This window comes from Zobellella endophytica, assembly GCF_003012775.1.
Classification (GTDB): Bacteria; Pseudomonadota; Gammaproteobacteria; order Enterobacterales; family Aeromonadaceae; genus Oceanimonas; species Oceanimonas endophytica.
The window spans coordinates 445,663-469,624 of the sequence record NZ_PXYG01000002.1 but is presented as its reverse complement, the minus strand read 5'-3'; the positions used below and the strand labels follow the sequence as shown (position 1 = coordinate 469,624).

Genomic DNA, 23,962 nt, shown 5'->3' with positions numbered 1-23,962 from the left:
TATTACCCCATCAGTTTGTTGGGCAGCCAGGTGACGATCTCCGGCACCAGCATGCACAGGATCAGCACGCCCAGCTTGAGCATGACGAAAGGCAGTACCGACTTGTAGATATCCAGCATGGTCACGCCCGGCGGGGCAATGCCCTTGAGGTAGAACAGGGCGAAGCCGTAGGGCGGGGTCTGTACCGCTATTTCGATGTTCAGGATCATCAGAATGCCGAACCAGATGGGATCGTAGCCCAGGCTCACCGCGATGGGGGTGAACAGCGGCGCGCAGATCAGCACGATGATCATCTCGTCGATGATAAAGCCGAGCAGCAGCATCACCACCTGCATCATCAGGATGATCACGATGGGCGGCAGATCCAGGCCGGCGGCGAAATCCGCCACCATGCCCTGCACGCCCATCAGCAGGTGGAAGTTGCTGAACACCGAGGCGCCCAGCACTATCCAGATGGCCACGCTCACCAGCAGCGCGGTTTCGATGCCGGAGCGCTTCATCATGCTGAGCTTGAAGCGCTTGTACATGATGGCCAGCAGCAGGGCGCCGACCACGCCCAGGGCGCCGGACTCGGTGGGGGTGGCGATGCCGGTGAGGATGCTGCCCAGCACCAGCACGATCAGCAGCAGTGCCATAAAACCGTCGCGCAGGGTAATGAAGCGTTCGCGGGCGTTCTTGGGCACGTCCAGGGCATGGCCGACGGGCGCCCGGCTCGGGTTGAGCTTGCAGGAGATCACCACGTACAGCACCAGCACGGTAATGGAGATCAGCGCCGGCACCAGGGCGGCGACGAACATCTTGCCCACCGAAGTCTGGGTGGTGGAGCTGAACAGTATCATGGGGATGCTGGGCGGGATCAGGATGCCCAGGCCGCCGCCGGCCATGATCACCCCGAGCGCCAGCTTCTTGTCGTAGCCGCGCTCCAGCATGGGGCGCAGGGCGATGCTGCCCGAGGTCATGATGCCGGCGCCGATGATGCCGACCATGGCGCCGATCATCGAGCAGACCCCGATCACGCTGATGGCGAGCGAGCCGCGGATGCGCCCGATGATCAGCTGGCTGGCCTTGAACATGGCGTCGCCGATGCCGGAGCGGGTCAGCAACTGGCCCATGTATATGTACAGCGGAATGGCCAGCAGCACGAAGCTGAACAGGGTGCTTTCGATGGTGGTGGGGATGATGTTGAAGATGCCTTCGCCCCAGGTGGCATAGCCGAGCAGCATGGCCACGCCGCCCAGGGCCAGGCCCACCTGGGCGCCCAGCATAAAGGAGATCAGCACCCCCAGCAGCAGCAGGCCGGTAATCAGTTCAATACTCATTATTCGTCTTCCTCGGACAGCAGGGGTTCGCCGGTGATCAGCTGCCAGCCGTCCCGAAGCAGGTCGGCGGACAGTTGCAGCAGGAACAGCAAGGCGGCGGCGGTGACCATCACCCAGAAATGGCCGATGGAGGGCGCCCATTCGGACTGGCGGGTATAGCCGAAGTCGATGGCTTCCAGCGCCTTTTCCCAGCTTTTGCTGGCGATGATGTACAGGAAGAAGGTGCCCAGTACATTGGAAAGCAGGTTGAACAGGTTCTTGATACGCTGGGATACCGCCAGGTAGACGATATCCACGTTGATATGGGACTTTTTCAGCTGGGCATGGGCTCCGCACAGGGCGCCGATATAGCCGAACAGGAACAGCGACACGTCGTAGGCCCACAGGGTCGGGCTGTTGAGCATATAACGGGCGAAGACTTCGAAGGCAACGGTGCCGGCCAGCAGGGGCAGCGCCAGCGAGATGGTGTGGCTGACTGTGGACACCAGCAGGCCGACCCCTTTGCACCATAAACAAAGCAGTGTTTTCATCGTGCATCCGTGGGTTGATATACGGATCTGCCCCGCCTGAGCGGGGCAGCATGGTGGAGGGTTACTTGAGCAGCTCGACCAGTTGAGCGCTGTACTTGTCGGTTTTGCCGTAGTGGGCCCAGACCGCCTCGGCGGCGTCGCGCCATTTGGCCTGGTCGGCCTCGGAGGCGGCGGGGCCCCACTGCATGCCGATCTTCTGCATGTCGGCGACCGCCTCCTGCTCCCACAGGGCGGACTTCTCGGCCTGCTGCTGGGCGTGCCAGCTGGCCGCGTTGCGCACCACTTCCTGCAGATCGTCGGGCAGCTTGTTCCAGGCGTTCTTGTTGATCAGGATGGGCAGGGCCTGGGCGCTGGAGACCGGCAGCGGGTACATGTACTTGGCCACTTCGGCGAAGTTGCCGTCGCGGTGATCGATCAGGTTGGAGCCGATGGTGCCGTCGATGACGCCGGTGGCCAGGCTGGTGTAGACCTCACCCCAGGCCAGGTTGACCGGGGAGGCGCCCAGCTCGCGGAAGAAGCGGCCGTAGGCGCCGGGGGCGCGGATCTTCAGACCCTTGAAGTCCTCGATGGATTCGATCTTCTTCTTGGTGATGACATAGACCCCGGGCTGGAAGTAGGGATCCAGCCACACCAGGCCGTGGCGGTCGTAGGCCTCGGTCAGGATCCCGCTCCAGCCTTTTTCGTGGAACAGGGTGTTCAGCTCTTCCAGGCTGCCGCTGGTGCCGGGCAGGCCGACCTCGACCACGCCGAAGGGGATTTCACCGGCGTGCATGGGCTGGAAGGGGGCGGCCATGTCCAGCAGCCCGGACTTGGTGGCGCCGATGATGCCGGTGGTGTCCACCCCTTCGCCGGAGTAGAGCATGGTGATCTTCATGCGGCCGCCGGAGTCGGCTTCGATCTTGTCGGCAAAGGACTGGTAGACGTCGCCGAAGGCGGTGCCGCGGGAGTAGAGGTTGGTAAAACGCCAGTTGACGTCGGCGGCCATGGCTTCCATGGTCATGCCCATGCCGGCGACGGCGATCAGGGAAGCGGCGATTTTGGTGCGAGCGGAGCTCCATAAACGAGTCATGTAGTTAGTCCCTTGTTGTTATCACATTCCATCTCTTCGAGGCGGGCTCGAAGTCTGTCTTCGGTTATTCGGTACCCTTTGGGTTTATGCAGTCTGCGTCAGCTCAGGCGGGGATTAAATACATAATGATTCATGTTTGGTTTGATAACAGTCAAACAAAACGCGGAAAACCCAGCATGGTGCAGTAGTAAGCACCAAAACGGTGCGAAGTGAAAGCAGAATTGTTTGCTTTATATGTGATGCCGGTCACTGGGGATGACCGGCCGGCGCCGTCAGGGCTGGGCCGTCAGGTGGTTTTGCAACAGCTGCAGGAACAGCTCCTTCAGCCGGCTCTGGCGGCCGTGGCTGCGAGTGATGGCGGAGATGCCGAGGTAGTGGTTCTTCTGCTCCGGCAGCAGCGCCTTGAGCCGGCCGCCTTCCACCCAGCGGCGGGCGAAGCTCTCGGGCAAAAAGCCGATATACTGGCCGGAGAGGATCAGCGCCGCCCTCGGCTCGTAGTGGTAGGCGCGCCCCGCCAGGCGCAGGCCGGCGAGCTGGGCGCTGGCCTCCGGGTTGGTGTAGATGCCGGGATGAATCAGCTTGCTCTCGCCCAGGCGTTCGCCGATAAAGGCGTCGTCCTCGGCGTAGAACAGCGGATGGCGATCGCTGCAATAGAGGTAGCAGCGGACCTTGTACAGGTGGTGGTAGTTCAGTCCTTCCAGATCCCGGTGATAATGGATAAAGCCGATGTCCGCATCTTCGCTCAGTACCCGCCGTTCGATCTCGCCCATGTGGGCCACGTCCACGCTCACGTTCACATCCGGCGCCTGTTCGCCCAGGGCGGCGAACACATCGGCCATGGGGAAGTCGTCCTCCAGCCAGATGTTGTCGCTGGACACGATTTTCAGCTCGCCGGTGAGCTGCTCGTGCAGCTCGTTCACCGTGTAACGGAACTCCTCCAGCCGGGCGAACAGCCGCTTGGCGGACTCGTAGATCACCATGCCGTCGTCGGTGAGGGCGAAGCCGGAGCGGCCCCGCCGGCAGAGCTTGAGCTTGAGCCGGTTTTCCAGGTTGGCCATGTGCACGCTGATGGTGGAGCGGCTGATATTGAGCTCGGTTTCCGCCGCCGAAAAGCCGCCGCATTCCACTACCGTCTTGAACAGTTTCAGCAGGCGGATTTCGTAATCACCGATTTGCCCCAGCACGGGTCTGCTCGCTTGGCTCATAGTTTGATGTTCTTCAATGTGAATGTTGATACGTGATCATTTATAGGACTTTAAGCGCAAGGCTAACATGCTATCAAACTATGGCCAACGCTGGCATCGGCCCGGTCACAAGAATCGGCGGTATGGGGCGGACATCCGTGACGCCCCGGCCAGTAACAGGTCCATGGATGGGTCCGGCAACCCCGGGCAGGATGGAGTCAACACCGAGGCGCAGCCCCTATGAGTATTTGTGCAGTGAACAGCAACCTTGTTAAGAACGCCGGCCACATCAATGGCCAGTGGTGCCAGGCCGACGGCGGCGCCACCATTGCCGTGTATAACCCCGCCACCGGCGAGCTGTTGGGCCAGGTGCCCGACATGGGGGTAAACGAAACCCGTGCCGCCATCGATGCGGCCGGGCAGGCCCTGGCCGGCTGGAGCGCACTCAATCCCAAGGAGCGGTCCCGTCTGTTGCGCCGCTGGTTCGAGCTGATCATCGAGCACCAGGAAGAGCTGGCCCGGCTGATGACCCTGGAGCAGGGCAAGCCGCTGTTCGAGACCCGGGGCGAGGTGCTGTACGGCGCCTCCTATATCGAGTGGTACGCCGAGGAAGGCAAGCGCGCCTACGGCAAGCTGTTTGCCGCGCCCACCGCCGACCGGCGCACCCTGAGCATCCAGCAGCCCATCGGGGTGGTGGCCGCCATCACCCCCTGGAACTTCCCCAACGCCATGATCACCCGCAAGATAGCGCCGGCGCTGGCGGCGGGCTGCACCATAGTGGTCAAACCCTCCGAGGAAACCCCCTTCTCCGCCCTGGCGCTGATGGCCCTGGCCGAGCAGGCCGGCATTCCCGCCGGGGTGATCAATATGATCACCAGCTCCCGGGCGGCGGAAGTGGGCCAGGTGCTGACCGGCGACAGCCGGGTGCGCAAGCTGTCGTTCACCGGCTCCACCCGGGTAGGCAAGCTGCTCTACGGCCAGAGCGCCGACACCGTGAAGAAGCTCAGCCTGGAGCTGGGCGGCAACGCGCCCTTCATCGTGTTCGACGATGCCAACCTGGAGGCGGCGGTGAGCGGTGCCCTGACGTCCAAGTTTCGCAACGCCGGTCAGACCTGCGTGTGCGCCAACCGGATCCTGGTGCAGGACGGCATTTACGACGCCTTTATGGCCCGCTTCAAAGAGGAAGTGGAAAAGTTCGTGGTGGGTAATGGCCTGAGCGACGCTACCACCCTGGGCCCGGTGATCAACCGGGCGGCGATAGACAAGATTGCCGCCATGGTGGACCGGGCCCAGAGCCAGGGCGCCGAACTGGTGACCGGCGGCCGGCGCCACCCGGCCGGCGAGCTGTTCTTCACCCCGACCATACTGACCAAGGTGACCCAGGACATGGAGATCGCCCAGCAGGAAATCTTCGGCCCGGTGGCGCCGGTGATCCGCTTCAGGGACGACGCCGAGGCCGTCGCCATCGCCAACGATACGCCTTACGGCCTGGCCGCCTATTTTTATACCGAGAGCCACAGCCGTATCTGGAAAGTGGCCGAGGCGCTCGAGTACGGCATGGTCGGCATCAACGAAGGCATCATTTCCAACGAAGCGGCGCCCTTCGGCGGCGTCAAGGAATCCGGCCTGGGGCGTGAAGGCTCCGCCCAGGGGCTGGAAGATTACATGGAAACCAAATACCTGTGCATGGGCGGCATCCGCTGAGCAGGGTTTTTCAGGAGATAACACGATGAGCAAGAACCAAGAACTGCAACAACGTAAAGATGCCGTCTTCGCCCGGGGCATGGGCAACATGGCCGCCCTCTACGTGGACAAGGCCCGGAACAACGAGATCTGGGACGTGGAAGGCCGTCGCTATATCGACTTCGCCGCCGGCATCGCCGTGGTCAACACCGGGCACAGCCATCCGCGCATCCAGGCCGCCGTGGCCGCCCAGCTGGAGCGCTTCAGCCACACCTGCGCCATGGTCACCCCCTACGAGAGCGTGGTCGAGCTGGCCGAGCAGCTGGTGGCGCTGGCGCCGGGCAACAGCCGCAAGAAGGCGATGTTCGTCACCACCGGCGCCGAGGCGGTGGAGAACGCGGTCAAGATTGCCCGCGCCCATACCAAACGCAGCGGCGTCATCGCCTTCAACGGCGGCTTTCACGGCCGGACCAACCTGGCCATGGGCCTGACCGGCAAGGTGGCGCCCTACAAGGCCGGCTTCGGCCCCTTCCCGGGCGAGATCTACCACCTGCCGTACCCCAACGCCTACCACGGCGTGACCGAGGCCCAGTCGCTCAAGGCGCTGGACGAGCTGTTCCACTGCGATATCGAGCCGGGCCGGGTGGCCGCGATCATTATCGAGCCGGTGCAGGGCGAGGGCGGTTTCTACCCCGCACCGCCGTCCTTCCTGCAGCAGCTGCGTGCCCTCTGTGACCAGCACGGCATCCTGTTGATCTGCGACGAGATCCAGACCGGCTTCGCCCGTACCGGCAAGCTGTTCGCCACCGAATACGCCGGTATCGAGCCGGATCTGATGACCATGGCCAAGGGCATCGCCGGCGGCTTCCCGCTGGCGGGGGTGGTCGGCAAGGCCGACATCATGGACGCCGCCAACCCGGGCGGCCTGGGCGGCACCTACGCGGCCTTCCCCCTGGCCTGCGCCGCGGCGCTGGAAGTGCTGAAGATCATCGAAGAAGAACAGCTGTGCGCCAAGGCCCTGGCCCTGGGCGAGCTGATGAACAAGCGCCTGTCCGAACTGCAGGTCAGGTATCCCCGCCATATCGGCCAGGTACGCAACCTGGGCGCCATGGTGGCGATGGAGCTGATCCACGATGGGGACGTGGATCAGCCCAATCCCGAGCTGACCAAGGCGATAGTGGCCAAGGGTATCGAGCAGGGCGTGATCCTGCTGTCCTGTGGGGTACGGGGCAATGTGATCCGCTTCCTGCCGCCGCTGACCTCACCGCCGGAAGTGGTCAACGAGGGGCTGGATCTGCTGGAGCAAGTGCTGGCGGATCTGATCTGAGTCAGTGAAAACGTCGATGTCATCACCTTTTGGCGGGCCATTTGGCCCGCTTTTTTGCGTCAGCTACTCGGGAACATCCAGGGTATAGCCCATGCCGCGTACCGTCTGGATCAGCCTGGGCTCGAAGCCGTCGTCGATCTTGGCGCGCAGCCGGCGGATGGCCACGTCGATCACGTTGGTGTCGCTGTCGAAATTCATGTCCCACACCAGGGAGGCGATCAGCGAGCGCGACAGTACCTCGCCCCGGCGCCGCACCAGCAGCTCGAGCAGGGCGAATTCCTTGTTGGTGAGGTGGATGCGCTCGCCGCCGCGCAGGGCCCGGCGGCGGGCGAGATCCAGGGTGAGGTCGGCCACCTGCAGCCGATCGTGCTGGGGCTGGGGCGAGCCCCGGCGCAGCAGGGTGCGCACCCGGGCCAGCAGCTCGGAAAAGGCGAAGGGCTTGACCAGGTAGTCGTCGGCGCCGAGCTCCAGGCCCTTGACCCTGTCTTCCACGCTGTCGCGGGCGGTGAGGAACAGCAGCGGCATCTGCCGGCCTTCATCGCGCAGCGATTTGACGATATGCCAGCCGTCGAGATCCGGCAGCATCACATCCAAAATGATTAAGCCATATGGCTCCACCATGGCCTGGTGATAACCGTCAAGGCCGGTGCGGGCCAGGTCGACCACAAAGCCGGCCTCGTTCAGGCCTTTTTGCAGGTAGTCGCCGGTTTTAAGTTCGTCTTCAATAATCAATAGTTTCATCATTCATGTCCGTCGGCGGCCAACCAGCAAGGCGCCCAGAGGAAAGCCAAGGCCAATAAGCGTCATGATATCTGAACCAGGCTGACTTGATCATGACCCCAAGATGACAAATTTGTAATCTCGCTGTCATCTTGCAGCAAGCGACCCCTTTCTATGCTTCCCGTCAAGGATCCGTATTTGGGATAGTTTGAGGGAGAACTTGAGCATGAAGAAAGAAACACCGGGCCTTAACCTGCCCCGGCGACGCTTTGTACAGGGGCTGGCCGCGGGGGGAGTGGTGCTGGGCATGGCTCCCATGTTGCAAAGAGCCCGGGCCGCCAGCCCGGGCACCCATACCGGTGCCGCCCCGGTACTGACCGGTACCGAGTTCGAGCTGATCATCGAGGAAACCGCGGTCAACTTCACCGGAAAGACCCGAATGGCAACCACCATCAACGGTTCCATTCCCGCCCCGACCTTGCGCATGCGTGAAGGGGACGACATCACCATCAGGGTGACCAACCGGCTGAAGGAATCAACCTCTATCCACTGGCACGGTATTATCTTGCCCTATCAGATGGACGGGGTGCCGGGTATCAGCTTTCCCGGCATCGCTCCCGGCGAGACCTTTACCTATCGCTTCCGGCTGGAGCAGAGCGGCACCTACTGGTATCACTCCCACTCCGGCATGCAGGAGCTGACCGGCATGTACGGCGCCCTGATCATCGATCCGGCCGAGGCCGACCCCATCGAGGCCGAGCGCGAGCATGTAGTGCTGCTGTCCGACTGGACCGATGAAAACCCCATGCGGGTATTCGGCAAACTCAAGAACCAGGGCGACTTCTACAATTTCAACCAGCCGACGGTCGTCGATTTTTTCCGCGATATGGCCGAAGGCGGCGTGGGCAGCGCTCTTGAAAAACGGCAGATGTGGAATCAGATGCGCATGAGCCCATCCGATCTGGCGGATCTGTCGGCCGAAACCCTGACCTACCTGGTGAACGGCACCACCCCGGCGGGCAACTGGACGGCGCTGTTCAAGCCCGGCGAGCGGGTTCGGCTGCGCTTTATCAACGGAGCCGGCAATACCTTCTACGACGTGCGCATTCCCGGCCTCGCGCTGACCGTGGTGCAGGCCGACGGCGTCGATGTGGCGCCGGTGACGGTGGATGAGTTCCGCTTCGGCCCCGGTGAAACCTACGACGTGATGGTGGAGCCCACCGCCGAGGCGTATACCCTGTTCGCCCAGGCCATGGACAGAACCGGCTATGCCCGGGGCACCCTGGCCACCCGCGAGGGGCTGAGCGCCGCCGTGCCGCCGATCGATCCGCCCCAGCGACTGACCATGGCCGATATGATGGGTGCCATGGATCACGGCGGTGCCATGGCGGGCATGGATCACGCGGCCATGGGCCACGGCAAGATGGCGGGAACGGGAGATGGCGCCATGGCCGGTATGGATCATGGCAGCATGGCGGGCATGGATCACGGTGCCATGGGCCATGGCGCCATGGCCGGCGGCCTGGCCATGGCCAGCAGCGAGGTCAGGCACGCCAGCACCGAATACGGCCCCAGTGTCGACATGCGGGTGGATATGCCGCGCACCAACCTGGACGACCCCGGCGTGGGCCTGCGCGACAACGGCCGCCGGGTGCTGACCCTGGCCGATCTGCGCACCCCCGGCGGGCCCCTGGATCCGCGCCCGGCGGAGCGGGAAATCGAGTTGCACCTCACCGGCAATATGGAACGCTACACCTGGTCTTTCGACGGGGTCGAGTTCGGCGGCTCCACCCCCATCCACCTGAGCTACGGGGAGCGGGTGCGCATCATACTGCACAACGACACCATGATGACCCATCCCATGCACCTGCATGGCATGTGGAGCGAGCTGGAAAGCCCCGAGGGGAATTTTCTGGTTCGTCGCCATACCATACCGGTGCAGCCGGCCCAGCGGATCAGCTTCCTGGTGACCGCCGACGCTTTGGGCCGCTGGGCCTGGCATTGCCACCTGATGTTCCATATGGACGCGGGCATGTTCCGTACTGTGGTGGTGTCATGAACAAGAGGAAAGCGACGATGAACTCCGGAATGAACCGCATCCTGCTGGCGCTGGCGGCCCTGCCCCTGGCGTCGACCTGGGCCCAGGAGCTCCATGCGGGCCATGGGACCACAGCAGCCGATGTACCACAATATCAAACACACCAGGCAGACCACGGCCAGATGCCGGGCATGGATCACGGCCAGATGCCGGGCATGGACCATAGCCAGATGCCGGGCATGGACCATAGCCAGATGCCGGGCATGGATCACGGCCAGATGCAGGGCATGGACCACAGCCAGATGCCGGGCATGGATCACGGCCGGATGCCGGGCATGGATCATGGGAATATGCAGATGCAGGGTGGGTCGGCGCCGGCGGATGCCCGGGATCCCCATGCCTATTCCGGTGGCCAGACCCTGGCTAAAGGAGACTACGCCCTGCCCGGGCCACGCCGGCTCCGGCTGGCGGACGAACATCTGTTCGCCGGTGTGCTGGTGGACCGGCTGGAGCGGGTCGATGCCGGTGAAGGCCATGCCTGGGTGTATGATACCCGGGCCTGGGTCGGCCGCGACTATGATCGGGCGGTGCTGAAGGCGGAAGGCGACATCATCGGTGGCCGGCTGGAAGAGGCCAGCACCGAGCTGCTGTGGAGCCATGCGGTATCGTCATTCTGGAATACCGAGCTCGGGGTGCGTTACGACACGGGTCATGGCCCGGATCAGGGCTGGCTGGCCCTGGGCATATCGGGGCTGGCGCCCTACTGGTTCGAGGTGGATGCCACCGCCTACCTGGGCGAGCAGGGACAGACATCCCTGGCGCTGGAGGCGGAATACGAACTGCTGCTGACCCAGCGGCTGGTATTGCAGCCCAGGGCCGAACTGAGCGCCTATGGCAAAGACGATGCCGGGCGAGGCCAGGGCAAGGGGCTATCCGAACTGGTGGCCGGCGCCCGGCTGCGTTACGAGCTCAGCCGCCAGTTTGCCCCTTATGTGGGCTGGGAATGGGCCGCCGCCCTGGGCAACACCGCCGATCTGGCAAGGGAAGAGGGGGAGTCCACCCAGGAAACCCGCTGGGTGGCCGGCGCCCGCTTCTGGTTTTAAATCCATTGATACACCATAAAAACTGACTCCAGGGAAAATAAGATGAAAAAAACACTGTCTGTTGTAATGCTGACCCTCCTGCCCGGGCTTGCCATGGCCGCTGGCGAACATGGAGGCCACCAGGGCCATGACATGGCCTCGATGAACCAGAAGATGCATGGCGTCGGCCAGCCCGGCAAGGCCGCCGACGTCGGCCGCACGATTGAAGTCGTGATGGGCGACAATATGCGTTTCTCTCCGGCCCGGATCGAAGTAAAGAAGGGGGAGACGGTACGGCTGTTTGTCAAAAACGAGGGGAAACTGGCGCATGAGCTGGTAGTAGGGGATATCGAGTCGCTCCGGGAGCACGCCGAGATGATGCGGCAAATGCCGGATATGAAACACGCCGAACCCAATATGGTCAGTCTGCAACCGGGGCAGCGCGGCGGCCTGGTATGGAAGTTCGATCAATCCGGTACCGTCGACTTCGCCTGCCTGCTTCCCGGTCATATGGATGCCGGCATGCAGGGTCAGGTGGAGGTGATGTAAGCCGAGAGAGCTTGATCCCTGTCAAGGCGGAAATGACCGAAGCTCTCTAGGCTGAACATATCCGGATCGGCTTTTGATCCGGTCACCTCCGGGAGGGAGCATGAAGCACCCGTTCAGCAATGAAAAATCACGGCCGGTGGCAAGCCTGTTGCTGTGCCTGCTGAGCCTGTGGGTATTGCTGCTGCCCCTCCATTGCCTGGCCGAGCCGGTGTTCGACAGCCTGGCGCACCAGGCCGGGGTCGAAGAGCTGCTCTGCCATCAGCAGGGATTGGATGAATCCGAGCCCTTTATCAAGCAGGGCGACCAGGGTCGGCTGCTCACGCCGTTCCTGGCGTCCCCTCATCCGGAACCGCTGCCGGCGGTGCCGCACCTGCGCATTCTGGCGGTACAGGCCCTGCCCGGGGCGCCGCCCCTGGCCAAGCTGCCGCGCTATCTCGCCACCGTTCGCCTGCGTATCTGATATTCCTCTGCAGCCGGGATCCTTCGTGCCCGGCTCCGGTTATCGTTTTGCCCCGTTATCAGAGGAGGTGCCCGGCCCACCGTCGGTGGCCGTGTCTTCCCGTTTACACACCAAGAGGAATATCACCATGAGCAAACATATCCTTATCGCCGCCGGCCTGGGCCTGATGCTGAACCTGCCGCCGGCGCTGGCCGAAGAAGCCCACCACACCCCCGCCGAACCGGTCCAGCCGGTCGATGCCGCCACCATGATGGAGCGGCAGCAGCAGATGGGCATGATGCAGGAGCGAATGCAGACCATGCGCGACCAGATGGCGGCGCTGCAACAGGAGCAGGATCCCGCCGAGCGCGAGCGGTTGCTGGCGGAGCACCTGGAGTTTATGACCCAGTCCATGGTGCAGATGGAAGAGCATATGGCCATGTGCCGGCAGATGATGGAGCACATGGGGCAGATGGGCATGGGGCAGATGGGCATGGGGCAGATGGGCATGGGCCAGATGCAACAATAACCACCGGCGGCCGGCGCCTTGCCGGGCCGGCCCCCTCGGGAGATCCTCATGAACAAGAACTCCAACTCCGGCCCGGCATCCGGGCCCCGTGGCTTCTGGCCCATCCTGCTGATATTTGCGGCCATGGCACTGTTCTTTCTGTGGCAGGAGCACCGCGCCCACCTGCTGGGCGCCTTGCCCTACCTGATCATCCTGCTCTGTCCCCTGATGCACCTGTTTATGCACCGGGGCCACGGCGGCCGGGGCGGCGGTGACGATCACCATCACAAGGGGGACTGAACCCATGGATCATACTATTCCAGCTTATGGCCTATGGGGACTGGTGGTCCTCAACTCCCTGGTGTTCATCCTGTTCGCGTTCAGCTTCTTCAGGCCCCGGAGTGGGCGGGACTGGCGCACCTTCGGCACCTTCGCCGCCTTTATCGTGGCGCTGTTCGTCGAGATGTACGGTGTTCCGCTGACCCTGTTCCTGCTGGCCGGCTGGCTGCAGGGGCGCTACCCGCAGCTGGATCCCCTGAGCCACGACGCCGGCCACCTGTGGAGCACCCTGTTCGGGCTGAGCGGCAACCCCCATTTCAGCCTGCTGCATATTTTCAGCAATATCCTGATCTTCGGCGGCTTCCTGCTGCTGGCCAGCGCCTGGCGGGTGCTCTACCGGGCCCAGCGCCAGGGGCAACTGGCCCAGAGCGGGCCCTATGCCCGGATCCGCCACCCCCAGTATGTCGCTTTCGTGCTGATCATGGCGGGTTTCCTGCTGCAGTGGCCGACGCTCCTGACCCTGCTGATGTTCCCGGTGCTGGTGGTGATGTACGTGCGCTTGGCCCGGCGGGAGGAGCAAAGCACCCGGGATGCTTTTGGTGCCGAGTGGGAGGCCTACCGTCAACGGGTGCCGACCTTCTTCCCACGCCTGTCGCGTGCGAGCGGTTCCGTTGCCAGATAAGGAGAAGAGATGATGGATAGCATACCAAAGGGGGTGAAGGCCTCCGGCAGGGCACCGGCCGATGAGGCTGCCGAAGCGACCCTGATCGTCCCCGGCATGGGCAGCGACCATTGCGCCGGCCTGGTCAGCACTTCGCTGCGACGCCTGCCCGGGGTAACGGCAGTCAGCACCCAGATCGCCACCCACAAGGTGACGGTTTCTTTCGACACCGGCCGGACCGATGTGGCCGCGCTCAGGGCGGCGGTCGAGCGGGCCGGCTACGAGGTGGCCGGCGCCGGTCTGAAAGGGGAAGCACAGGGCGGCGCCGAGGCCGAGGAAGCCTACCTGCGCGACGCCCTGCGGCGGCTGTGGCTGGCCGGCGTGCCCACCACCCTGATCATGCTGCTGATGATGGTGGAGATGTTCTGGTTACCCATGCCGGGTTACCTGCTGCTGGTCGCCCTGCTGGCGGTGCCGCCGGTCTTCGTCGCCGGTGCCGCCACCCATGCTGCCGCCTGGAAGGCGCTTACCAACAGAACCGCCAACATGGACGTGCTCATCAGCCTGGGCAGTCTGCCGCCCTATCTGATCGGGCTGGTCGGCTTCCTGTTCCCCATGACCTCCTTTATGGAAATGGCCGCCACCATCATGACCTTCCACCTGCTCGGCCGCTACCTGGAAAGCCGGGCCAAGGGCCGGGCGTCCCAGGCCATCCGCCAGTTGCTGGAGCTGGGCGCCAAGAGTGCCCGGGTGCTGCGTGACGGCGAGGAGGTGGAGCTGCCCATCGGCGAGGTGCAAGTGGGCGACCTGATGGTGGTGCGCCCCGGCGAGAAGATCCCCTCCGACGGCGAGGTGGTCGAGGGGGCCAGCCACGTGGACGAGTCCCTGGCCACCGGCGAGTCGCTGCCGGTCGAGAAAGTCCCCGGCGACGGGGTGATCGGGGCCACCATCAACAAGGAAGGCCTGCTCCGGGTGCGCGCCACCAAGGTCGGGGAAGATACCTTCCTGGCCCAGGTGATCACCCTGGTGGAACGGGCCCAGGGCTCCAAGGTGCCGATCCAGGAGTTTGCGGATCGGATGACCGGCCGTTTCGTGCCCCTGGTGTTGCTGACCAGCCTGCTCAGCCTGGTGATTTGGCTCGGCTTCGGCGAGTCGTTACGGGGCATCCTGTACTGGGGAGCGGGTTTCCTGCCCTGGGTCGATCCCGGACTGTCGGCGCCCCTGGTGGCCCTGTTGTCCAGCGTGGCGGTGCTGGTGATCGCCTGTCCCTGCGCCCTGGGCCTGGCCACGCCCACCGCCCTGATGGTGGGGGCCGGACGGGGCGCCGAGCTGGGCATACTGTACCGCTCCGGCGAGGCCATCCAGACCTTCAAGGACATCCGGGTGGTGGTGTTCGACAAGACCGGCACCCTGACCCTGGGACGGCCGGTGGTCACCGATCTGGTGCCGGCCGGGGGCGTGTCGGCGGACGAGTTGCTGGCCCTGGCCACCGCGGTCGAGGTCGGCTCCGAGCACCCCATCGCCCAGGCGCTGCGGGACAGGGCCAGGGAAACCGGCCTGGCACTGCCACCGCTTGAGGGCTTCGAAGCCCTCAACGGCCGGGGCGTGGAGGCCCGCCTCGAGGGCGCCCTGGTTCGAGTCGGCAACGGCCGCTGGATGGCCGAGTGCGGGCTGGACACGCACGAGCTGGCGGGGGCGCTGGCCGGGCTGGAGGAGCAGGGCAAGACCGCGCTCTATGTGGCGCGTGAAAACCGGTTGATCGGGGTGGTGGCCATCGCCGACACCCTTAAAACCGACGCCCGGGAGGCGGTCGCCGCGCTCAGGGCCATGGGCATCCGTACCGTGATGCTCACCGGCGACAACGAGCGGGCCGCCCATCATGTGGCGGCCCAGGTGGGCATCGACAGCGTCTACGCCAATGTGCTGCCGGAGGGCAAGATCGACAAGGTGCGGGAGCTGCAGGCCGAGGTGGGGCCCTGGGTGGCGATGGTGGGGGACGGCATCAATGACGCCCCGGCCCTGAAGCAGGCCAACGTGGGCATCGCCATCGGCGCCGGTGCCGACGTGGCGGTGGAGGCTGCCGACGTCATCCTGATCGGCGATCGGCTCGGCGGCGTGGTGCAGGCCGCGCACCTCTCGCGACTGACCTTCCGCAAGATAGTCGAAAATCTGCTGTGGGCCTCCGGCTACAACCTGGCCGCCATTCCCATCGCCGCCCTGGGGCTGCTGCACCCCATGGTGGGGGTGGTCGCCATGACCGCCAGTTCGCTGTCGGTGATCGGTAACTCGCTCAGGCTTAAACGGATCTCTTTGGCCGGGCTGTCCGGGGAAAACAGGCACTGAAGCAGGTTTCGTGTTCATCGGAGCGTGCCGACAGGCTGCCGCCATGGGCCTCGATGATCGCCTTGGCGATGGACAGGCCCAGGCCGGTGCCTTCGGTCACCGGCTGGCGGGCGCTGTCGGCCCGGTAGAAGCGATCGAACAGGCGCGGCAACTGCTCTGCCGGTATGGGATTTCCCGGGTTGGCGATCTCCACCACGACATGACTGGCATCACGCTTTACTTCTATCCTGATTTCCCCCTGAGCCGGAGTGTATCGAATTGCATTGGTCAGGAGGTTGCTGAAGGCCCGTTGCAGCATGGCGCGATCACCTTGCAGTGTTGCATTTCCTCGTCGGTGCAAACGCAACTGTTGCTCACTGGCCAGGGGTTCGAAGAACTCCAGCAGCTCATCAAGCTCCGTTGCCAGCTCCAGTTCCTCTGCTTGCATCAGCAGTTGTCCCTGCTCCGATTTGGCCAGGAACAGCATCTCCCCAATCATCCGCGCCAGCCGCTCCGCCGTTTCCAGGTTGTTGTACAGGGCTTCCCGATAGTCGTCGGCGCTACGCTCGCGGGAAAGTGCCACCTGGGTTTGCATCATCAGGCTGTTGACCGGGGTGCGCAGCTCGTGGGCGATATCCGAGGAAAATTCCGACAGCCGGCGAAACGAGTCCTCCAGCCGATCCAGCATGGCGTTGAAGGCCTGGATGGGGGTGTGCAGCTCGGCTGGGGCATCGTGTAGCGGCAGGCGGTGATTGAGCTTGTCGGCAGTAACCCGGGACGAGAGTGAGGCCAGGGTGCGCAGTGGCTTGAGCCCGATACGTGAGGCGAACCAGCCCAACAGCACCGAGACCAGCGCGATACCGCCGGTGAACCAGGCCAACCCTTTTTGGATTTCATCAATAAAATGCTGGTGATTGCTGGTGTCCAAGGCGGCACGGATCAGTACGGACTCCGGAGCATCGGGCCAGGGGAGTGGCGGCTCAAAGAATATCTGCTCGGTAATACTGCGATAGCGAATGCCGTCTTCGGCCCAGCTCTCTGACAGTGGTAAGGATGCGGGAGGCGGGAAAGGGCGCGTCATCCCCGGTTGCCGGCGATGATTGGGCCTGGCATTGGCCAGAGTCCGGCCTTGTACATCTCGTATCAGCAAGTAATGGCCGCCATGCCCGGAGAGCGCATCGTTCAGATGCTCTTCCAGCAACGACCAGTTCTGGCCGTTGCTCTGTAAATGGGTCGCGAGAAAGTTTTTAGCCAGGATCAGCTTGCCCCGAATGTCCGCCTCGTCCTGGCGGGCGAAGTGATGCTCCAGCGATTGCATCAATACGATACTGACCAAACTCCATATGCCCAGCATGGTGATGCTGAACAGCAGGCTCAGACGAGCGGTCAGCGAAAAATAACTTCTCATCTTATTGGATCTCTTCCGTTTAGCAGCCGCGAGCGCCCCAATCTACCATTCTGCGAGCTGAAACGAGCAGCATGACAAGAATGTAATCTGGCGGAATAACAGACAGGAAGGCGGCCGCATCGGCCGGACATCGTATGGGGACAGGGCCAGCCCCCCTGAGCTTGCTGGCCAGGCGAGAGCAGGATACCGAGTCGAAAGCAACTGGTTCGGCATGCGGTTGGACCCGCATGCCGATGGGCATTAGCCGGGTTACCTTATTTTACGCCGGTAATGACGTAGCCCTTTTCCCCTTGCCGGAATTCAAATTCCACGGTGCTGCCGACGGCGAGCCTGTCGAGCAAGGCCTGGTCCATGACCCTGAAACCCATGGTCATCCCCGGCCAGCCCAGGCTCTCGACCGGGCCGTGGGTCAGGGTGACGACACCGGTGGCGGCATCCACCTTGGTGACCTTGCCCCTGGCGGTGTGCACGGCCTGCCCGGATGCCGGCATCTGCATCGGCGTGTTCTTCATTTCCTGTATCGGCATGCCTTCCATCATTTTTTGTTCCGCCAGGGCCGGGGTGGCCGACAGCGCCATCACAAGGGTGAGCGAACCTGTCAGGGATTGTTTCATCTTGGGTGTCTCCAGTGACTCGAGAGGGAAAAAACCGGGCCAGGTGGCCCGGCGATATTTATCACACGTCATCGCCGTGTGACCGAACGGGTTGTGGTGTTGCCGGTTGCCCCCGGCGCGGCCGGCGCATCAGGTAGTAGGCGGCGGGGATCACGAACATCGACAACAGCGGAGCGGTGATCATGCCGCCGACCATGGGCGCGGCGATGCGCTGCATCACCTCCGAGCCGGTGCCGCCGCCCCACATGATGGGCAGCAGGCCGGCCAGGATCACCGCCACCGTCATCGCCTTGGGGCGCACGCGCAGCACCGCTCCTTCGCGGATGGCGTCGAGCAGGTCGGCTTCGCCGTCGCGGTCCTGCTCCAGCCGCTCGAACCAGGCCTGCTTGAGGTACAACAGCATGATCACCCCGAACTCGGCGGCCACCCCGGCCAGGGCGATAAAGCCGACCACCCCGGCCACCGACAGGTTGTAGCCGAGCCCGTACAGCAGCCAGATGCCGCCCACCAGCGCGAAGGGCAGGGTCGCCATCAGCAGCAGCGCCTCGCCGACATGCTTGAAGGTGAGGTACAACAGCACGAAGATGATCAGCAGGGTGAAGGGCACCACCAGCTTGAGCTTGGCGCTGGCCCGCTCGAGAAACTCGAACTGACCGGACCAGGACACCGAATAGCCGGGCGGCAGCGCGACCCGCTCGGCGACGCGTTGCTGCATCTCGCGCACCGCCGAGCCGAGATCGCGGTCCCGCAGGTCGACATAGACGAAGCCGGTCGGGCGGGCGTTTTCGCTGCGCAGCATGGGAGGACCGTCGTTGATGCGGATGTCGGCCACATCGCCCAACACCAGTTGCTGGCCGCGCGAGGTGACCATGGGCAGGGCGCGCAGCTTGTCCAGCGAGTCGCGTACCTCGCGCGGGTAGCGCACGTTGATGGGGTAGCGCTCCAGCCCTTCCACCGTCTCGCCGATGTTCATGCCGCCGATGGCACTGGCCACGACCGACTGCACGTCGGCGATGTTCAGGCCGTAGCGCGCGGCCGCCTCCCGCCGGATGTCGACGTCGATATAGCGGCCGCCGGTCAGCCGCTCCGCGAAGGCGCTGGTCACCCCCGGCACCGCTTTCACCGCTTGCTCGATGTCGGCGGTGAGCCGGTTGATCACCCCCAGATCCTCGCCCATGACCTTGACCCCCACCGGGCTCTTGATACCGGTGGCGAGCATGTCGATGCGGTTGCGGATGGGCGGGATCCAGATGTTGGTCAGCCCCGGCACCCGCACCGTCCGGTCGAGCTCGGCTACCAGCTTTTCGGGCGTCATGCCGGCCCGCCACTGCTCCCGGGGCTTGAACTGGATGGTGGTCTCGAACATCACCAGGGGCGCGGGATCGGTGGCGGAGACCGCCCGACCGGCCTTGCCGTAGACGCTTTTCACCTCGGGCAGGGTCTTGATCAGGCGATCGGTCTGCTGCAACAGTTCGGCGGCCTTGCCGGCCGACAGGCCGGGCAGGGCGGTCGGCATATAGAGCAGGTCGCCTTCGTCCAGCGGCGGCATGAACTCGCTGCCGATGTGCTTGAGTGGCCACAGACTGGCCGCAAAGAACAGCACGGCCAGGACGATGGTTGCCCTGGGAAAGCGCAACACCCACTCGAGCAGGGAGCGGTAGGCGGCGATCAGCCAGCGGTTGAGCGGGTTCTTGTGCTCGGGCGGAATGCGCCCCCGGATCAGATAGCCCATCAGCACCGGTACCAGGGTCACCGCCAGGGCCGCCGCGGCCGCCATGGAATAGGTCTTGGTGAAGGCCAGCGGCGAGAACAGCCGGCCTTCCTGGGCTTCCAGGGCGAACACCGGAATGAAGGACAGGGTGATGATCAGCAACGAGAAGAACAGCGCCGGGCCCACCTCCGCCGCCGCCGCACCGATGACCCGCCAGCGCGCCTCACCGGCCAGGGACTCCCCGGGGTGCTGGTGGTGCCACTGCTCCAGGTGCTTGTGGGCGTTTTCGATCATCACCACCGCCGCGTCGACCATGGCGCCGATGGCGATGGCGATGCCGCCGAGCGACATGATGTTGGCGTTGACCCCCTGCCAGTGCATGACGATAAAGGCGGCGAGGATGCCGATCGGCAACGAGACGATGGCCACCAGGGCCGAGCGCAGGTGGAACAGGAACAGCGCGCAGACCACGGCCACCACCAGGAACTCCTCCAGCAGTTTGTGGCCGAGGTTGTCGATGGCCCGCTCGATCAGGCCGGAACGGTCGTAGGTCGGCACTATCTCCACGCCCGCCGGCAGGCTCCCGGCCAGCTCGGCCAGCCGGGCCTTGACAGCGTCTATGGTCGCCAGGGCGTTTTCCCCGGAACGCATCACGATGACGCCCCCGACCGCCTCGCCTTCGCCATCCAGCTCGCCGATGCCGCGCCGCATCTCCGGCCCGAGCTGTACCTGGGCCACGTCGGCCAGCCGCACCGACACCCCGGCATCGGTGGTCATCAGCGGCACGGCCCGGAAGTCGTCCAGGGTCTGGAGGTAGCCTGACGCGCGCACCATGAACTCGGCCTCGCCCAGTTCCAGCACCGAGCCGCCGGTTTCCTGGTTGGCCCGGCGCAGCGCCTCGATGACCCTGTCATGGGTAATACGGTAGGCGGCCAGCCTGTCGGGATCGAGCACCACCTGGTATTGCCGCACCATGCCGCCGATGGTGGCGACCTCGGCCACCCCCGGCACCGTTTTCAGCTCGAATTTTAAAAACCAGTCCTGCAGGCTGCGCAGCTGCGCCAGGTCGAGGCGGCCGGAGGTGTCGGTCAGGGCATACTGATATACCCAGCCCACGCCGGTGGCGTCCGGTCCCAGCGCCGAGGTGGCGCCGGGCGGCAGCCGCGACTGCACCTGATTGAGGTACTCCAGCACCCGGGAGCGGGCCCAGTAGAGATCGGTGCCATCCTCGAACAGCACATAAACATAGCTGTCGCCGAAGAAGGAGTAGCCGCGCACGTCCCTCGCGCCGGGGACCGACAGCATGGTGGTGGTCAGCGGGTAGGTGACCTGGTTCTCGACCAGTTGCGGGGCCTGCCCCGGCCAGGTGGTGCGGATGATGACCTGGGTATCGGACAGATCCGGCAGGGCGTCGAGAGGGGTGCGCAGCAGCGAGACCAGTCCCCAGGCCGTCACGATCAGGGTGGCGATGAGTACCAGGAAGCGGTTGGCCACGGACCAGTGGATCAGGCGGACGATCATTGGTCACCTCCCGTGGCGTTATTGTCCACCGGTTGCAGGGTGACGATGCGCGGCGCCTCTCCCTCCCGCAGGTGGAAGGCGATATCGAGTCGGTCGCCGACCGACAGCGCCGGCCGCGTCGGCTCGGGTGCCAGCGTGAAGCCCATGGTCATGCCCGGCCAGCCGAGCTCGGGGATGTCCGGATGCGTCAGCGTCAGGGTCTCGCCGTCGATGGCCTCCAGGCGGGCGCGGGTGCGGTAAAGGGGGTCCGCGTTCGCGGCCACATCCGGTTCGGTCGTCCCGAGCCGGGCCTCGATGCCCTTGAGGCTCGCCTCCGAGTCGATCAGGAACTGGCCGGAGAGCACGATCTGTTGCCCCTGGTCGAGGCCGGCGAGGATCTCGGTCATGCCGTCCTGCTCGGCACCGGTGGTCACTTCCAGCGGGCGGAAGTCGTCGCCCTCTACCGCCATCACCAGGGTGCGCTGCCCGGTACGAACCAGGGCTTCGGTCGGCACCAGCAAGGCCGTGCGCGCCTCGGGGGCGGCCAGTGTCATTTGCACGAACATGCCCGGCACCAGTTGCCCCGTCGGGTTGTCCAGCTCCACGCGCGCCTTGCGCGTCCGGGTGGCGGAGTTCACTTCCGGCAGCAACGCCTGCACGGTGCCGGTGAATACCTCGCCCGGCAAGGCGGGCGTGCGGGCGCTCACCGGGCTGCCCCGGTGCAGCATCGTCGCCTGGCTTTCCGGCACTTCGGCCTCCACCCACACCGTCGCCCATTCATTGATGCGGGCGAGCAGCGTACCCGGCATGACGGTGCTGCCTTCGCGAGCCGGGAGTTCCGTCACTATGCCGCTGGCCGGGGCGATCAGGGTGAACCGGGGTTGTATCTGGCCGGTGCGCTCGACCAGGGCAATCTGCTGGTCGTTCATGCCCGCCTGGCGCATGCGCTGGCGGGTGGTGTCCACCAGCCCGGCCAGATCCTGCCCCTGCATCCGGCGCAGGCCGAGGTAGTCTTCCTGCACCGCTACCCAGTCGGGCACATAGAGCTCGAGCAGGGGCTGTCCTTCGGTGACCGCATCCAGGGTGGCGCGCACATGGAGCCGCTCGACAAAGCCGGTGGCGCGGGCCGTCAGGGTGAACTGGCCGCGTTCGTTCCAGCTCACCTTGCCCACCGCCGAGACCGTCGGTCGCAATTGCCCTTCGGACACCTCGCCGGTACGCAGCCCCAGGTTCTGCCGGATGCGCGGACTGACCGTCACGGTGCCGTCGTCGGCGTTCTCGCTCCCCGCATAGGCGGGGATCAGCATCATGTCCATGAAGGGGGATTTGCCGGGGGCGTCGAATTTCCTGCCCGGGACCATGGGATCGTGGTAGTAGAGGATGGTCCGGCCGGTACGGGGATCAACATCGCCGGCCTGCAGGCCGGCCTCGATATGCCGGCGGGTGGCGGCTTCGCCCTGCGGGATGCCCCAGGTCGAGGGATCTTCCGTGGCCGCCATGGGCGCGGCCCCGTCCACGGCGGCTTCGCCGCGGGACAGGCCCTGCTCCAGGCCCAGCCGATAGAGGCCGGCACCGGCGGCGCTCAGCACGGCGGCGGCAAGCAGGCTGAGTACGAGGGGGGTCTTGTTCATGGGTTCTGCTCCTCGGCAATCGATTCGGTATGCCCGTCAGGGCCGGGGTACGCCTCCGGGATCAGGAAGGCCAGCTCGGCCCAGAGGGCGGCGGTCTGCATCTCGATGCGCAGCCGCTCGATGCGGGTGTCGACGGCCATGCGCCGGGCCTCCAGCACCGCGGCCAGTGAGCCCTTGCCGCCGCGATAGGCGGCCTGGGCCGCCTGGGTGCGGGCCTCGGCCAGGGGCAGCAGGGTGCGGTCGTAGTCGTCCAGCCGGCTCAGGTTGCTGCGCCAGCTTTCCCGCAGGCGCCGTACCTCGAACAGGTGTTCACGACGTATTTCCTCCCGCTCGTTGCGCCGCTGCTCGACGCTGGCCAGCCTGGCGGCCAGCTCCCGGTCCTGCCGGTTTTTCCGATCCCACTGCAGGGGGATGGCGACGCCCAGCGACACCATGTCGCCGAAGGCGTCATCCCGTCGGCTGTACCTCAGCGACCAGGTCCAGTCGATGCTCTTTTCCTGGCGGGCCACTTCCACCTCGGCCTCGGCCACCCGGGTCCGGGCATCCAGCAGGGCGAGTTGCGGATGGGCTTCTATCTCGTGGACAGGCGCCAGGGCGGTGCCAGGCACCTGCCTGATGTCGGGGAGGTGGCCCAGGGTGGTCGTGGCGTCATCGCCCACCCAGCGGGACAGCAGGGTATCGGCGTTGTTCAGGCCCGCACGGGCTTCCAGCAGCCGGTCGTCGAGTCGGGCCACCGCCGAGCGGGCCAGGAACAGCTCCGACTGGGTGGCGCTTCCGCCCCGGTAGCCGGCCTCGACCGCCTCGACCACGAGGTTGGCCTCCTTCCGTTGTCGTTCCAGCAGCGCGAGCAGTTGCTGCTGGTAGTGGCGTGCCAGCCAGGCACGGGCGGTTTGGGTGCGCAGCGTGGCGAGCTGCAGCCGCCGGGTGGCGGCGGCGGCATCGGCCTCGCGTTCGAAGCGAGCCCGGCGAGCCAGCCGTTTGTCCGCATCGGTAAAGGTCTGCGACAGGCCGACGGACTGCATGGTCATGAAGTCGTCGTCCAGGCTGAAGCGCATGGGGCCCTCTGCCGGTACATTGTCCAGCGACAGGCGCAGCTCCGGGTCGGGCAGGCGGCCGGCGGCCACGGCCTGCTCGCGCAAGGCGCGGGCCGAGGCATCCTGGGCCAGCAGCCCGGCCGAGTGCATCTCCGCCGCCTGCAACGCGGCCTCGAAGGTCAGGGGGGCGGGCAGCGGCGACTGCGCCACCACCGGCTGGGTGGTGCCCGAGATCAGCGCCACAGCCAGGGCTGCCATGCTCAGGCGGGAGCGCCGGCGCCGGACGGCGTGGCGCAGGAGAAGCCGTTTGGCTTCGCCAGGATGAGAATAGGAGTACATAGGCCAATTCCATGT

At 65.0% G+C, this 23,962-nt stretch carries 20 protein-coding genes; 10 read left to right on the top strand and 10 right to left on the bottom strand.

Going from position 1 to position 23,962, the window contains the following annotated elements:
* Positions 1-2 precede the first annotated feature (2 nt).
* The 4 genes from C7H85_RS07405 to C7H85_RS07390 all read right to left on the bottom strand — a co-directional run bounded on the left by C7H85_RS07405 (position 3) and on the right by C7H85_RS07390 (position 4,123).
* Entirely contained in the window at positions 3-1,319 is a 1,317-nt protein-coding gene (locus C7H85_RS07405) for a TRAP transporter large permease (RefSeq protein ID WP_106729070.1), read from the bottom strand.
* Positions 1,319-1,849 (bottom strand): TRAP transporter small permease subunit, encoded by a 531-nt coding sequence (locus C7H85_RS07400; protein WP_106729069.1) that lies wholly within the window; start codon positions 1,847-1,849, stop codon positions 1,319-1,321. The genes C7H85_RS07405 and C7H85_RS07400 overlap by 1 nt, the downstream gene beginning before the upstream one ends.
* A 61-nt stretch (positions 1,850-1,910) precedes the next feature.
* Complete coding sequence (dctP, locus tag C7H85_RS07395; RefSeq protein ID WP_106729068.1) at positions 1,911-2,918, bottom strand: TRAP transporter substrate-binding protein DctP; 1,008 nt, start codon at positions 2,916-2,918, stop codon at positions 1,911-1,913.
* Between the two features lie 272 nt (positions 2,919-3,190).
* The gene (locus C7H85_RS07390) at positions 3,191-4,123 is read right to left on the bottom strand and encodes a LysR family transcriptional regulator (protein WP_106729067.1); all 933 of its coding nucleotides are present in this window, start codon (positions 4,121-4,123) and stop codon (positions 3,191-3,193) included.
* Positions 4,124-4,342: 219 nt separating this feature from the next.
* Between C7H85_RS07390 and C7H85_RS07385 the strand changes: the two genes are divergently transcribed.
* Positions 4,343-5,806, top strand: coding sequence for an NAD-dependent succinate-semialdehyde dehydrogenase (locus tag C7H85_RS07385; protein ID WP_106729066.1), 1,464 nt, complete (start codon positions 4,343-4,345; stop codon positions 5,804-5,806).
* Between the two features lie 25 nt (positions 5,807-5,831).
* A complete protein-coding gene (gabT, locus tag C7H85_RS07380) occupies positions 5,832-7,112 on the top strand; it encodes a 4-aminobutyrate--2-oxoglutarate transaminase (protein WP_106729065.1) in 1,281 nt (426 codons plus the stop codon).
* Between the two features lie 63 nt (positions 7,113-7,175).
* Here the strand turns inward: gabT and C7H85_RS07375 are convergent, their stop codons facing one another.
* Positions 7,176-7,853: a heavy metal response regulator transcription factor gene (locus C7H85_RS07375; protein ID WP_106729064.1), complete on the bottom strand. Its 678-nt coding sequence runs from the start codon at positions 7,851-7,853 to the stop codon at positions 7,176-7,178.
* A gap of 205 nt (positions 7,854-8,058) precedes the next feature.
* Between C7H85_RS07375 and C7H85_RS07370 the strand changes: the two genes are divergently transcribed.
* The 8 genes from C7H85_RS07370 (at position 8,059) to C7H85_RS07330 (ending at position 15,731) form a co-directional block, all read left to right on the top strand.
* Positions 8,059-9,891, top strand: a complete 1,833-nt coding sequence (locus C7H85_RS07370) for a copper resistance system multicopper oxidase (protein WP_106729063.1) — start codon at positions 8,059-8,061, stop codon at positions 9,889-9,891.
* The gene (locus C7H85_RS07365) at positions 9,888-10,973 is read left to right on the top strand and encodes a copper resistance protein B (protein WP_281257590.1); all 1,086 of its coding nucleotides are present in this window, start codon (positions 9,888-9,890) and stop codon (positions 10,971-10,973) included. The genes C7H85_RS07370 and C7H85_RS07365 overlap by 4 nt, the downstream gene beginning before the upstream one ends.
* A gap of 42 nt (positions 10,974-11,015) precedes the next feature.
* Positions 11,016-11,501: a cupredoxin domain-containing protein gene (locus C7H85_RS07360; protein WP_106729062.1), complete on the top strand. Its 486-nt coding sequence runs from the start codon at positions 11,016-11,018 to the stop codon at positions 11,499-11,501.
* 100 nt (positions 11,502-11,601) lie between these two features.
* Positions 11,602-11,961, top strand: a complete 360-nt coding sequence (locus C7H85_RS07355; protein WP_106729061.1) for a hypothetical protein — start codon at positions 11,602-11,604, stop codon at positions 11,959-11,961.
* 127 nt (positions 11,962-12,088) lie between these two features.
* Complete coding sequence (locus tag C7H85_RS19710) at positions 12,089-12,469, top strand: hypothetical protein (protein WP_158260070.1); 381 nt, start codon at positions 12,089-12,091, stop codon at positions 12,467-12,469.
* 48 nt (positions 12,470-12,517) lie between these two features.
* A complete protein-coding gene (locus C7H85_RS07340) occupies positions 12,518-12,748 on the top strand; it encodes a DUF2933 domain-containing protein (protein WP_106729059.1) in 231 nt (76 codons plus the stop codon).
* Positions 12,749-12,752: 4 nt separating this feature from the next.
* A complete protein-coding gene (locus tag C7H85_RS07335; RefSeq protein WP_106729058.1) occupies positions 12,753-13,409 on the top strand; it encodes a methyltransferase family protein in 657 nt (218 codons plus the stop codon).
* A 12-nt stretch (positions 13,410-13,421) separates the two neighbouring features.
* Positions 13,422-15,731, top strand: a complete 2,310-nt coding sequence (locus tag C7H85_RS07330; RefSeq protein ID WP_210433590.1) for a heavy metal translocating P-type ATPase — start codon at positions 13,422-13,424, stop codon at positions 15,729-15,731.
* On the opposite strand, the gene C7H85_RS07325 is transcribed toward C7H85_RS07330, so the two are convergent.
* The 5 genes from C7H85_RS07325 to C7H85_RS07305 all read right to left on the bottom strand — a co-directional run bounded on the left by C7H85_RS07325 (position 15,685) and on the right by C7H85_RS07305 (position 23,947).
* Positions 15,685-17,118, bottom strand: a complete 1,434-nt coding sequence (locus C7H85_RS07325; protein ID WP_106729056.1) for a heavy metal sensor histidine kinase — start codon at positions 17,116-17,118, stop codon at positions 15,685-15,687. The two genes, C7H85_RS07330 and C7H85_RS07325, sit on opposite strands and share 47 nt — an antisense overlap.
* A gap of 254 nt (positions 17,119-17,372) precedes the next feature.
* A complete protein-coding gene (locus C7H85_RS07320) occupies positions 17,373-17,732 on the bottom strand; it encodes a copper-binding protein (RefSeq protein ID WP_106729055.1) in 360 nt (119 codons plus the stop codon).
* Between the two features lie 61 nt (positions 17,733-17,793).
* The gene (locus C7H85_RS07315; RefSeq protein WP_106729054.1) at positions 17,794-20,964 is read right to left on the bottom strand and encodes an efflux RND transporter permease subunit; all 3,171 of its coding nucleotides are present in this window, start codon (positions 20,962-20,964) and stop codon (positions 17,794-17,796) included.
* The gene (locus C7H85_RS07310; RefSeq protein WP_106729053.1) at positions 20,961-22,574 is read right to left on the bottom strand and encodes an efflux RND transporter periplasmic adaptor subunit; all 1,614 of its coding nucleotides are present in this window, start codon (positions 22,572-22,574) and stop codon (positions 20,961-20,963) included. Before C7H85_RS07310 ends, C7H85_RS07315 begins: the two co-directional genes overlap by 4 nt.
* Positions 22,571-23,947 (bottom strand): TolC family protein, encoded by a 1,377-nt coding sequence (locus C7H85_RS07305; protein WP_106729052.1) that lies wholly within the window; start codon positions 23,945-23,947, stop codon positions 22,571-22,573. Before C7H85_RS07305 ends, C7H85_RS07310 begins: the two co-directional genes overlap by 4 nt.
* Between the last annotated feature and the right edge of the window lie 15 nt (positions 23,948-23,962).

What these genes read in the sequence shown, in the direction of transcription:
- C7H85_RS07405 (WP_106729070.1), bottom strand. Translation starts at nt 1,319, where the DNA reads ATGAGTATTGAACTGATTACCGGCCTGCTGCTGCTGGGGGTGCTGATC.
- C7H85_RS07400 (WP_106729069.1), bottom strand. Translation starts at nt 1,849, where the DNA reads ATGAAAACACTGCTTTGTTTATGGTGCAAAGGGGTCGGCCTGCTGGTG.
- dctP (WP_106729068.1), bottom strand. Translation starts at nt 2,918, where the DNA reads ATGACTCGTTTATGGAGCTCCGCTCGCACCAAAATCGCCGCTTCCCTG.
- C7H85_RS07390 (WP_106729067.1), bottom strand. Translation starts at nt 4,123, where the DNA reads ATGAGCCAAGCGAGCAGACCCGTGCTGGGGCAAATCGGTGATTACGAA.
- C7H85_RS07385 (WP_106729066.1), top strand. Translation starts at nt 4,343, where the DNA reads ATGAGTATTTGTGCAGTGAACAGCAACCTTGTTAAGAACGCCGGCCAC.
- gabT (WP_106729065.1), top strand. Translation starts at nt 5,832, where the DNA reads ATGAGCAAGAACCAAGAACTGCAACAACGTAAAGATGCCGTCTTCGCC.
- C7H85_RS07375 (WP_106729064.1), bottom strand. Translation starts at nt 7,853, where the DNA reads ATGAAACTATTGATTATTGAAGACGAACTTAAAACCGGCGACTACCTG.
- C7H85_RS07370 (WP_106729063.1), top strand. Translation starts at nt 8,059, where the DNA reads ATGAAGAAAGAAACACCGGGCCTTAACCTGCCCCGGCGACGCTTTGTA.
- C7H85_RS07365 (WP_281257590.1), top strand. Translation starts at nt 9,888, where the DNA reads ATGAACAAGAGGAAAGCGACGATGAACTCCGGAATGAACCGCATCCTG.
- C7H85_RS07360 (WP_106729062.1), top strand. Translation starts at nt 11,016, where the DNA reads ATGAAAAAAACACTGTCTGTTGTAATGCTGACCCTCCTGCCCGGGCTT.
- C7H85_RS07355 (WP_106729061.1), top strand. Translation starts at nt 11,602, where the DNA reads ATGAAGCACCCGTTCAGCAATGAAAAATCACGGCCGGTGGCAAGCCTG.
- C7H85_RS19710 (WP_158260070.1), top strand. Translation starts at nt 12,089, where the DNA reads ATGAGCAAACATATCCTTATCGCCGCCGGCCTGGGCCTGATGCTGAAC.
- C7H85_RS07340 (WP_106729059.1), top strand. Translation starts at nt 12,518, where the DNA reads ATGAACAAGAACTCCAACTCCGGCCCGGCATCCGGGCCCCGTGGCTTC.
- C7H85_RS07335 (WP_106729058.1), top strand. Translation starts at nt 12,753, where the DNA reads ATGGATCATACTATTCCAGCTTATGGCCTATGGGGACTGGTGGTCCTC.
- C7H85_RS07330 (WP_210433590.1), top strand. Translation starts at nt 13,422, where the DNA reads ATGGATAGCATACCAAAGGGGGTGAAGGCCTCCGGCAGGGCACCGGCC.
- C7H85_RS07325 (WP_106729056.1), bottom strand. Translation starts at nt 17,118, where the DNA reads ATGAGAAGTTATTTTTCGCTGACCGCTCGTCTGAGCCTGCTGTTCAGC.
- C7H85_RS07320 (WP_106729055.1), bottom strand. Translation starts at nt 17,732, where the DNA reads ATGAAACAATCCCTGACAGGTTCGCTCACCCTTGTGATGGCGCTGTCG.
- C7H85_RS07315 (WP_106729054.1), bottom strand. Translation starts at nt 20,964, where the DNA reads ATGATCGTCCGCCTGATCCACTGGTCCGTGGCCAACCGCTTCCTGGTA.
- C7H85_RS07310 (WP_106729053.1), bottom strand. Translation starts at nt 22,574, where the DNA reads ATGAACAAGACCCCCCTCGTACTCAGCCTGCTTGCCGCCGCCGTGCTG.
- C7H85_RS07305 (WP_106729052.1), bottom strand. Translation starts at nt 23,947, where the DNA reads ATGTACTCCTATTCTCATCCTGGCGAAGCCAAACGGCTTCTCCTGCGC.